Annotated in this window: 9 protein-coding genes; 7 read left to right on the top strand and 2 right to left on the bottom strand. The window is 32.5% G+C overall.

Going from position 1 to position 11,183, the window contains the following annotated elements:
- Positions 1-248: 248 nt before the first annotated feature.
- A complete protein-coding gene (locus ACHRVL_RS22710; RefSeq protein ID WP_395415548.1) occupies positions 249-932 on the bottom strand; it encodes a DUF4294 domain-containing protein in 684 nt (227 codons plus the stop codon).
- An 81-nt stretch (positions 933-1,013) separates the two neighbouring features.
- Here ACHRVL_RS22710 and ACHRVL_RS22705 point away from each other — a divergent pair, with 81 nt between their 5' ends.
- The 6 genes from ACHRVL_RS22705 to ACHRVL_RS22680 all read left to right on the top strand — a co-directional run bounded on the left by ACHRVL_RS22705 (position 1,014) and on the right by ACHRVL_RS22680 (position 9,739).
- Positions 1,014-2,102, top strand: a complete 1,089-nt coding sequence (locus ACHRVL_RS22705) for a M42 family metallopeptidase (RefSeq protein WP_395415547.1) — start codon at positions 1,014-1,016, stop codon at positions 2,100-2,102.
- A gap of 65 nt (positions 2,103-2,167) precedes the next feature.
- Complete coding sequence (locus ACHRVL_RS22700) at positions 2,168-2,848, top strand: response regulator transcription factor (protein ID WP_089055984.1); 681 nt, start codon at positions 2,168-2,170, stop codon at positions 2,846-2,848.
- The gene (locus tag ACHRVL_RS22695; RefSeq protein WP_395415546.1) at positions 2,845-4,206 is read left to right on the top strand and encodes an ATP-binding protein; all 1,362 of its coding nucleotides are present in this window, start codon (positions 2,845-2,847) and stop codon (positions 4,204-4,206) included. Before ACHRVL_RS22700 ends, ACHRVL_RS22695 begins: the two co-directional genes overlap by 4 nt.
- A gap of 85 nt (positions 4,207-4,291) precedes the next feature.
- Complete coding sequence (locus ACHRVL_RS22690) at positions 4,292-5,539, top strand: TolC family protein (protein WP_395415545.1); 1,248 nt, start codon at positions 4,292-4,294, stop codon at positions 5,537-5,539.
- Between the two features lie 12 nt (positions 5,540-5,551).
- Complete coding sequence (locus ACHRVL_RS22685; protein ID WP_395415544.1) at positions 5,552-6,637, top strand: efflux RND transporter periplasmic adaptor subunit; 1,086 nt, start codon at positions 5,552-5,554, stop codon at positions 6,635-6,637.
- Between the two features lie 3 nt (positions 6,638-6,640).
- The gene (locus tag ACHRVL_RS22680) at positions 6,641-9,739 is read left to right on the top strand and encodes an efflux RND transporter permease subunit (RefSeq protein ID WP_395415543.1); all 3,099 of its coding nucleotides are present in this window, start codon (positions 6,641-6,643) and stop codon (positions 9,737-9,739) included.
- Between the two features lie 162 nt (positions 9,740-9,901).
- Here the strand turns inward: ACHRVL_RS22680 and ACHRVL_RS22675 are convergent, their stop codons facing one another.
- Positions 9,902-10,282, bottom strand: coding sequence for an ankyrin repeat domain-containing protein (locus ACHRVL_RS22675; RefSeq protein ID WP_395415542.1), 381 nt, complete (start codon positions 10,280-10,282; stop codon positions 9,902-9,904).
- 349 nt (positions 10,283-10,631) lie between these two features.
- On the opposite strand from ACHRVL_RS22675, the gene ACHRVL_RS22670 reads away from it, so the two are divergent.
- Entirely contained in the window at positions 10,632-11,174 is a 543-nt protein-coding gene (locus ACHRVL_RS22670; protein WP_395415541.1) for an SRPBCC family protein, read from the top strand.
- Positions 11,175-11,183: the final 9 nt, after the last annotated feature.

Raw genomic sequence — 11,183 nt, 5'->3', positions numbered from 1 at the left:
TTCATTTTTCTTGATATTTTCTTCTGGAAACTCGTGCCCCAACCCCGATAGAAGCAAAAGATTGAAACGGATAGCGAAAGAAAACTACTTATAAATACTAATACCGAAAGTATTTCAGTTCCCCAAATAAAACAAACCTTTGCTCTTATATATTATAGTCACATTTTTTATACATATATATATGTATAAAAAATAAACCCGGCAGGTTTTAAAAACCTGCCGGGTTGTGAGTACTATATATTATAGTATTAGTTTTTATTGACCGCTTTTGCTTTCGCTTCCCAATGCTCCATCAAATTGTCATAATTTATAGGATCAGCTGGTGTTTGATTGAGTAAACGTCCAGATTCAAAAGCACGAACCAGAATTGTTTCTATTAGATAGTCTTCATTTACTTCATATGGTTTATACTCGGTTTTCAGACTTATATCAAACAAATTCGCTGTTGTATTCGACACAAACGCTTTAAAACCGCTTTTTAAAGTCTTAATCAGCTCATAGGTTGTAATCCCCGTTTGGCGATGAATCAATTTTACAAGAATCTGACCTTGTTTTCTGGACAGCTTCTTTAACCTGTCTTCAAATTCATTATTAAGATAGTCCTCAACGATCTTAAAATACTTCTTCTTTTCCCGATTGCTATTCAAGCGTGCCATGCCTTTATTCAATGCAGTCAATCTATCTGACGCTAATTTTGCATAAGGGTAAACTTTATAAACTCTATTCTGAAGAATCTGAAATTGCTTTTGTTCTTCTGGACTTAATTTTTGACCTTTTGAAACAATAATTTCAGGTAGTTGTATTGTATCGTTAAGAATAGAATCTTTCTCGGTTAACATATAACCCATTTCTTGATTTTCTTTCGGAGTAACTTGTGCAATACTGGAAAACGAAATCATTAATAAAAATAAAATACTGCAGGTAAATCTCATGGAGTCTTAATTTAAATGTAAAATTATATATTTATACACAACTCTAATACCAAATTTATAAATTAGCGCAAAAATATTTTTATGAGTACAAAATCTATCTTAAATGACACCTCTCTTTCTTTCTTAGAAAGTTATCTAAATAATGCTTCTCCGACTGGTTACGAAAGTGAAGGACAAAAGCTTTGGATGAATTATTTAAAACCATATGTTGACACTTTTATAACTGATACATACGGTACAGCTGTTGGAGTTATTAATCCTGACGCTCCTTTTAAAGTTGTTATTGAAGGACATGCTGACGAAATTTCATGGTATGTAAATTATATTACTGATGATGGTTTATTATATGTCATTAGAAATGGTGGTTCTGATCATCAAATTGCGCCATCGAAAAGAGTTAATATTCATACTAAAAAAGGAATCGTAAAGGGTGTTTTTGGCTGGCCGGCAATTCATACACGTTTACGAGACAAGGAAGAAATTCCAAAATTAAGCAACATTTTTATTGACTTAGGCTGTGAAACAAAAGAAGAAGTAGAAGCAATGGGCGTTCATGTTGGCTGCGTAATAACGTATCCTGATGAATTCATGGTTCTTAATGAAAATAAATTCGTTTGTCGAGCGATCGATAATAGAATGGGCGGCTTTATGATTGCCGAAGTTGCTCGTTTATTGCATGAAAACAAAAAAACACTTCCTTTTGGATTGTATATTGTAAATTCTGTTCAGGAAGAAATTGGTTTACGCGGTGCCGAAATGATCGCTCAAACTATTAAACCAAATGTTGCAATTGTAACTGATGTCTGCCATGATACTACTACTCCAATGATTGACAAAAAAGTTGAGGGAGATCTAAAAATGGGTAAAGGCCCCGTTATTGCCTACGCTCCGGCAGTTCAAAATAAATTGCGTGATTTAATTGTTGATACAGCCGAGGAATGTAAAATTCCATTTCAGCGTCATGCAACTTCAAGAGCTACAGGAACAGATACTGATGCATTTGCATATAGTAACGGTGGTGTAGCATCTGCGTTAATTTCGCTACCTTTACGTTATATGCATACAACTGTAGAAATGGTACACAGAGAAGATGTAGAAAATGTGATTCAACTGATTTATGCTTCAATATTGAAGATTGAAAACAATGAAACTTTTTCTTATTTTAAATAAGAGAACCTACAAAATGTCAATTTGGCTGTTTTAAGAGCAGCCAAATTGACTAATACTTAAATACCATGAAAATCTTACTACTCGAAGACGACTTTACTTTATCTAAAGAGATTTCAGCATTTTTCGCTACAAAAAAAATCGAGTGTTTTCCATTCTATGACGGAACTTTACTTCTTAAAAAATACTTTCCTTATGAATATGATTTAATCATTCTTGATATAAATGTTCCTGGAACAAATGGAATTGAGGTTTGCAAAGGTATTCGAGAGGTTGATAAAAAAACACCAATAATAATGCTTACAGCATTTAGTGAAATTGAAGATAAATTGGCTTCTTTTGATAATGGTGCCGATGATTATCTGGTAAAACCTTTTCATTTTGAAGAATTGTATGCGAGAATTTCCTCTTTATTAAGACGAAAAGAAATTCCGCAGCAAACAGAACAAAAGATTCTTATTGAAGATCTAGAAATTCAAGAAGATGAAATGAAAGTTTTTCGCGCTGGAGAAGAAATTAAACTGACTCCAAAAGAATTTAATCTGATCCTAATTTTAGCTCATGCTAAAGGTAAAGTATTATCAAAGCAGTTTATTGCGGAAAAATTATGGGATTATCACATAGAAACGAATCAAAACACTATTGAAGTTTACATCAATTTTCTGCGTAAGAAAATCGATAAGGATCATGAAGTAAAACTTATACGAACTAAAATTGGCTACGGGTACTATCTAAGCAATCAAGAATGACTTTAAAAAACAGAATATCACTTTTAGTAAGCCTGCTGTTTACAATCCTTTTTGGATTGGCTTCAACTGTGATATTTGTTTTATATTCTAATTTTAGAAAAGAAGAATTTAGAGATCGATTAGAAATTAAAGCGCTTTCGAACATTAAGTTATTGGTCAATGTTAAAGAAGTTGATGATCAACTTTTAAAAATGATCGATCAAAATTCTATAAATAAACTGTATGACGAAAAAACACTGGTATTTGATTCACAATTTAAACTCATTTACAGCAGTATTGACGACGCTAAAATTAATTGGTCTGTTGATGATTTAAAATATCTTAAAAAGCATAAAACTTTCTTTAAACAACAAGGAGACTACGAAGTATACGGCGTTTTCTATGACACTAAAGACAAAGATTTTTACGCTCTAATATCAGCAACTGATGATTACGGTAAACGTAAATTACTTTTTTTACGATATACCTTAGTTATATCTTATATCTTCTTTACTTGTCTTTGCTGGGTATTAACCTCTTTTATGGTCAAAAAAGCAATGAACCCGTTAGGTTTGTTTCATCAAAAAATAAAAAATATCAACGAGAACAATCTCGATACTCGCATAAAATCAAAAAGTAATAAAAATGAAATTGATTTAATTGCCAATGAATTCAATTTCATGATGGATCGAATTGAAATTTCTTATCAAAAACAAAAGGAGTTTACTGCGCACGCATCGCATGAACTCAGAACGCCATTATCTAGAATTACATCTCAAATAGAAAATGTAGTTGCAGATCCTAAAACAACTGTTGAAAACAGAAGCTTCCTAAAAACAATTTTATCAGATGTAAATCAACTGACAGAGTTAATTACTTCATTACTTACTCTTTCTAAAATTGATACCAAAAATCAGGAAAATACTGAAACTCATCGTTTAGATGAAATTTTGTTTTCGGCAATTGAAAATCTGAATAAAAGCTTTCCTGACTTTGTTATTCTTTTTGAAATGGAAGAAAGCGAAAACTTAGATTCTGCTCTGGAAATTAAGGGAAATAAAAATCTTTTAGAAATTGCGATAAGCAATGTTTTAAAAAATGCCTGTGTTTATTCGGATAACAAACAGGCAAAAGTAAAAATAAGTACAGTAGGCGATTCTCTGGTTATTTCGATTTCAAACACTGGAAAAACGCTGACGGAGAATGAACAGAAAAATCTTTTTCAACCTTTTATGCGCGGAGAAAATTCAAAAGGAACAGCAGGATTCGGACTTGGCTTGCGTATTGTGAATCGCATCTTAAACCTACACCACTCCACCATAACTTATAGTATTACAAACACAAACGAAAATTTATTTCAATTAATTTTTCATCCCTAATTTATTTTTAAGGCATTTTTAAGGTAGATTTTAAGGCGTCTTAAAGTCTGCTGATAGCATATTTGTACCAAATAAATTTGATACAATGAAAAAACTATGTGCATTGCTGTTACTTGTATTGTTCAATCAAGTAATTGTGGCTCAAAAAACAGTTACTCTTCAAGACTGTGAGAGCCAATTTCTTAAAAAGAACCTTTTTTTATTGGCATCTCAATATAATATCGATGCCTCAAAAGCACTGACCATTCAGGCAAAAATTTGGGACAATCCAACTATTACTGCGGAATTAAATGCTTATAATCCTGAAAGGAATCAGTATTTTGATATAGGAAAAAATGGTCAAAAAGTATTTGGTATAGAACAGTTAATTTACTTAGGTGGAAAAAAACGCAATGAAGTAAAACTGGCAAAAACGAATGAACAATTAGCAGAACTTCAATTCAATGATTTGCTGCGAACATTAAAGCTGCAGCTGCGCAAAAGTTTTTATACGGTTTACTACAACACAAAAAGCCTTGAAACGACAGATAATCAGCTTGCACATATTGAAGACTTAATCAATTCATACTCTGTGCAAGTACAGAAAGGAAATATTGCGCTAAAAGATCTTGTTCGCTTACAATCACTTTATTTAAACTTTAAGAATGAGAGAATGGAAGTTGTAAATAATAGTATTGAAGAGCAAGCAAACTTAAAATTGCTATTAAACGAAACTGAAACTATTATTCCAAATGTTTCAAAAGATGATTTTAACAAATACTTAAAAACAATACCATTTGATTTAAAATCTTTTCAAGATGAAGCAATTGCAAATCGTCCTGATTATTTAGCACAGCAAAAAGAAATTGAAGCAAATGAATTAAATGTAAAATGGCAAAAATCACTTTCTGTTCCTGACATCACTTTGGGCGCAAACTATGATCAACGAAGCGGCGCTTTTGAAAAAGAAGCAAATGTATCAATTGGAATTCCACTCCCGCTTTGGAACAAAAACAAAGGAAACATCAAATACGCCCAAACCATTTTGGCACAGTCAAAAGTAGAAAAACAAAATTTTGATCTACAACTGCAAACTGAAATTACATCGGCTTGGAATAAATGGAATGAATCTAGAAAAAATTATACTGTAATTAAACCAACTGTTAACTCCGATTTTGAAGCAGTTTACAACGGAATTTTAGCCAATTTTCAAAAAAGAAATATCAGCTTATTAGAATTTACCGATTTTATGGAAAGCTACAATCAAGCCAATCTTCAAGTTAACGAACTAAAGAAAAAACTAGCCTTATCTGGAGAAGAATTAAACAGTACAATCAACAAGGATTTATTCTAAAACTAAATAATAATGAAACATACACTAATTATAGGAATTGCAATTGTTAGTTTATCGCTGACAAGCTGCAAAAAGGAAGTAGAAAATCCGCAAACAAATTCTTCATTTGCACTAAGTGACAGCATGCTTAAAACCACAAGCACCGCAACTGCAACAACTCAAATTGTAAAAAACGAATTAAGCTTTTATGGAAAAATTACGGCCGACAATAATAAAATGATAGATGTTTACCCTCTTGTTGGCGGTAATGTAATCAAGGTTAATGTAGAACTTGGTGACTACGTACATAAAGGACAAGTTTTGGCTATTATAAAAAGTACTGATGTAGCCGATTTTGAAAAGCAATCTATAGACGCTAAAAGCGATTTACTAGTTGCTAAAAACAATTTAAAGGTGGCACAAGAATTATTTGACGGAAAACTAAATTCTGAAAGCGATGTGCTTCAAGCAAAATCAGAAGTTAACAAAGCGCAGTCACAACTAAGTAAAATTCAGGAAACTTATAAAATCTATAACATAAAAGCAGGTTCAATTTACGAAGTAACTGCTCCAATTAGTGGATTTATTATTCAAAAAAGCATTAATCAAGATATGCTTTTACGATCTGACCGCTCTGAAAACATATTTGATATTGCAGAAATTAGTGAAGTTTGGGCAATGGCAAATATCAACGAGATTGATATTAATAAAGTAAAACTAGGCATCGATGCCAGCGTAACAACTTTAAGTTATCCAGATAAAATATTTAAAGGTAAAGTAGATAAAATATTCAATGTAATTGATCCGCAGACTAAGGCAATGCAAGCACGAATAAAGCTTCAAAATCCTGGATTTTTGTTAAAACCTGATATGAATGCAAACATAAAATTGTCTTTTAATGAGGATAAATCTATGATAGCAGTTCCTAGTGATGCCATTGTTTTTGACAAAAGTAAAAACTTTGTAATGATATTTAAAGATCGCCATAATATCGAAACCAGACAAGTTGAAGTTTTTAGAGTTGTGGGAGATACAACTTACATTTCAAGCGGTTTAAAGGAAAATGAAAAAGTCATTACTAATAATCAGTTATTTATTTATCGCGCATTAAACGATTAAGACATGAACAAATTCATAAGAAACATTATTGCTTTCTCTCTTAAGAACAAAGCATTTACCTTTTTTTGGGTTGGAGTACTGGCCGTCGCAGGTTTTATTTCCTTCAAAAATATGCCAATTGACGCTTTTCCAGATGTTACCAATACACAGATCATAATCATCACTCAATGGAATGGAAAAAGTGCCGAAGAAGTTGAACGTTTTGTTACTTCGCCTATCGAAATTTCGATGAACTCGGTTCAAAAAAAGACTAGTGTACGAAGTATTACAATGTTTGGTTTATCTGTTATCAAAATTATTTTTGATGATGGTGTAGACGATACTTTTGCTCGTTTTCAAGTAAATAATCTGCTTAAAAATGTAAAACTTCCTGATGATGTTGAGCCAGATGTTCAACCTCCATATGGACCAACCGGAGAAATTTTTAGATATATTGTAAAAAGCGACAGCAGAGACAGCCGTGAATTATTAACCTACCAAAACTGGGTAATTGATAAACAATTACGTGCAGTTCCAGGTGTTGCCGATTTAAATGTTTTTGGAGGTCAAGATAAAACGTATGAAGTTGGGGTTGATCCTATAAAACTGGCAAAATACAACATTACACCTCTTCAGGTTTACAATGCCGTAAATGCTGGAAACTTGAATGTTGGTGGAGATATTATTGAAAAAAACGGACAAGCATTTGTTGTTCGAGGAGTTGGTTTACTAAAATCTATTTCTGATATCGAAAACATAATTGTTGACGATCCTGGAGGAAACCCTATTTTGGTAAAAAATGTAGCATCGGTTTACGAAAGTGCGATGCCTAGAGTTGGTCAAACCGGTATTGGCAAAAATGATGATGCAGTTGAAGGCATTATTGTAATGCGAAAAGGCGAAAACGCGCAAGAAACATTAGCCTTAATTAAAGACAAAATAAAGGATTTAAATGAAAATGTACTTCCTAAAGATATAAAAATAGAAACTTTCTATGATCGTGATAATTTAATGAATTTCACGACCGAAACGGTAATGCACAATTTATTTGAAGGAATTATTCTGGTTACTTGTGTTGTGTTTCTTTTTATGGCCGATTGGCGAACAACTTTTACCGTTTCAATTGTAATTCCGCTTTCCTTATTATTTGCATTTCTATGCTTAAAGATGATGGGAATGAGTGCCAACCTGCTGAGTTTAGGAGCAGTCGATTTTGGGATAATTATTGATGGTGCAGTGGTAATGGTTGAAGGATTGTTTGTAGTGTTAGACCAACGTGCGCATCAATTAGGAATGACAGCGTATAATAAAATTGCCAAAGGAAGCATTATTAAGAAAACGGGAACTGAAATGGGTAAAGCCATCTTTTTCTCTAAATTAATAATTATTACAGCTTTACTTCCCATATTCTCTTTCCAGAAAGTAGAAGGAAAAATGTTCTCTCCCCTAGCCTATACATTAGGTTTTGCATTAATGGGGGCATTACTTTTCACGCTGACTTTAGTTCCTGTTTTATCTCATATTTTACTGAACAAAAATGTAAAAGAAAAGAATAATCCGTTTGTGAATTTTTGGGATAGAATTGTTGGTCGAGGATTTGCATGGACCTTTAAGCATAAAGTAAAAACATTAATCATATCCGCAGTAATTATCGCCACAACCTTTTTCTCCGCTACATTTTTAGGGACAGAATTTTTACCTCAATTAAATGAAGGTGCATTGTGGGTAACGGCAGAATTACCAATGAGCACGTCATTACCAGAGAGTGTAAAAACTGCTGCAATGATTCGAAAAGATTTAGAAACTTTTCCTGAGGTCAAAAAAGTGCTTTCACAAACAGGTCGAAGCAATGACGGAACAGACCCTAATGGTTTTGGATTTATTCAACTTCAAGTTGATTTAAAACCAAAAGCCGAATGGAAGCGAAAAATTACAATGGATGGTTTAATTAATGAAATGGATGAGAAGTTAAAAGTTCATCAAGGAATTACCTATAACTATTCTCAGCCTGTTATTGACAACGTAGCAGAATCTGTCGCTGGTTTTAAAGCTTCGAATGCGGTGAAAATTTATGGAGATGATTTAGATAAACTTGACGAACTTTCTAATCAGGTTTTAGCAAAAATTAAAGACATTCCGGGAATCAAAGATGCCGGAATCCTGCGAAATGTAGGTCAGCCAGAAATAAGCGTCGTTTTAGATCGCGAAAAAATGGCAGCATATGGCGTAACTTTAAGTGATGCTCAAGCTGTACTAGAATTAGCTTTTGGAGGAAAAACGGCAACAGAAAAATATGAAGATGAGAAGAAATTTGATGTTCGAGTACGTTTTTCTAAAGAGTATCGAAAAGACGAAGAAGACCTGGCTGAATTAAAAGTTCCTACCATAAACGGCGCAAAGATTCCATTAAAAGAAATCTGTGATATTAAAACCATTACTGGACCTGCATTTATTTACAGAGATAATACAAAACGTTTTATAGGAGTTAAATTCTCTGTGAGAGATCGAGATTTAGGAAGTACAATTGCAGAAGCGCAAAAGAAAGTTGCCGAAGTAAAAATGCCAACTGGTTATACAACTGGCTGGACTGGCGAATTTGAAAATCAAGTTCGTGCAAGTGCACGTTTAGCGCAAGTTGTACCAATAAGTTTAATTGGAATATTTGTATTGCTGTTTATTTTGTTTGGAAATCTAAAAGACTCACTGCTTGTATTGGCAAATGCTCCTTTTGCCGTAATTGGAGGAATTATTGCTTTGCATCTTACAGGTATGAATTTCGGAATTTCTGCTGGAGTTGGATTTATCGCTTTACTCGGAATTTGTATTCAGAATGGAGTTATCTTAATATCTGAATTTCATCACAATATTAAGGCAAAATTCTCGCTCGAAGAATCGATTTTTAGAGGCGTAAAAGCACGAACAAGAGCGGTAATTATGACAGCATTAATGGCATCAATTGGTTTAATGCCAGCTGCAATCTCGACTGGAATTGGATCTGAATCTCAAAAACCTCTTGCGATTGTAATTATTGGAGGATTAGTTACAGCAACAATTCTAACCCTCTTGGTCTTCCCTATCTTATTCTGGATTTTCAATCGCAGAAAACATGCGCCGATCGAATAAAGATTTTAAAATTAATTAGTGGTTAATTAAATAGGTTCAAAAAGAAAAAGCATCATTTTTAATGATGCTTTTTTGATTTATCGACACAAAAAAAACGACCTTCTGCTCAGGAAGGTCGTTTTATTTACTAACTCAAACTCTTTAAACTTTTAGAACAAATGTTTATTTTACATCTTTCAAAATAGCGATAGCATCTGTCGCATTTGATAATTCAGCATATTTTAATGCTGTATAGCCTTTTTCATTTTTTTCGTTTACGCGAGCTCCATTTGCTATTAAAACTTTCATGATTTCAACTTTGTTATAGCGTGCTGCTGTCATTAAAGGTGATAAATCTTCAGACATTTCGTTTACATCTGCTCCGTACTCAATAAGTTTTTTTACGAATGCAAGATCTCCTTTGCTAACTGCCACATTTAATGGCGAAGAGAAAATCTTTGTAATTTCCATTTGTGGTTTCACAAGTGATGTTTGATTTGATGCCATTGAAACATTGGCAAACGCTACTAAAGCAACTCCTAAATAAATGATTGAATTTTTCATAATGATTGATTGTTAATTGATTGATATTGATGATTTTTAAATTCTATGTAAATGTAAGTAATTTTATGTATTATGTATTACAAGGTAATATGTTTTAACAAATTACTAACATTCAGTTAATGAAAGGCTTATAAATTTAATCTAATTGTTATTAAACTTTTTTGCCTACACTTATATAGACGCTGAGATTACAAAAATGTTACACTAAAAATGAAATTTTATAAAAAAAATCTTCAAAAAAAATTAAACGCATTAAAATACAGCGTTTTACTTTTATAACTTTACAATTATTAATGCTTATTATTTAACTAATTTTCAAAAAAGTAATTAACTATCTAAACCAAAGATTATGGGACTTATCAAAAAAATTCTGGTTATCTTAATTTTAGTTTTTTCTATTGTACTAATTGCAGCTTACTTCATGCCAAAAAATTATGCGGTCGAAAGAGAAATTACCATCAACAAGCCTGTTGATACCGTTTTTAATTATGTGAAATATCTAAAAAATCAAAATCAATTTAGTGTCTGGGCAAACATTGACCCAAAAATGAAATCAACTTTTAAAGGTGTTGATGGAACTGTTGGTGCGATTTCAGCATGGGAAAGTAAGGTTAAAGAAGTTGGTGTTGGAGAACAGGAAATAACCAAAATTATTCCTAACTCACGACTGGATTTTGCACTTCGCTTTAAAGAACCAATGAACGACACGGCCAATGGTTTTATGTCAACCGAAAGTTTGGCAGGAAATCAAACAAAAGTAAAATGGGGAGTCAATGGTATTATTCCTTTTCCGATGAACATAATGCTGCCAATGATGAAAATGGATCAAATGATTGGAAACGATTTGCAAAAAGGTCTTGAAAATTTAAAAGATCAAATGGAACAAAACTAAAATCTAAAT

Source organism: Flavobacterium sp. FlaQc-28 (assembly GCF_044007415.1).
GTDB lineage: Bacteria > Bacteroidota > Bacteroidia > Flavobacteriales > Flavobacteriaceae > Flavobacterium.
The sequence above is the reverse complement of the archived record's forward strand: the minus strand, read 5'-3'. Positions and strand labels throughout refer to the sequence as shown.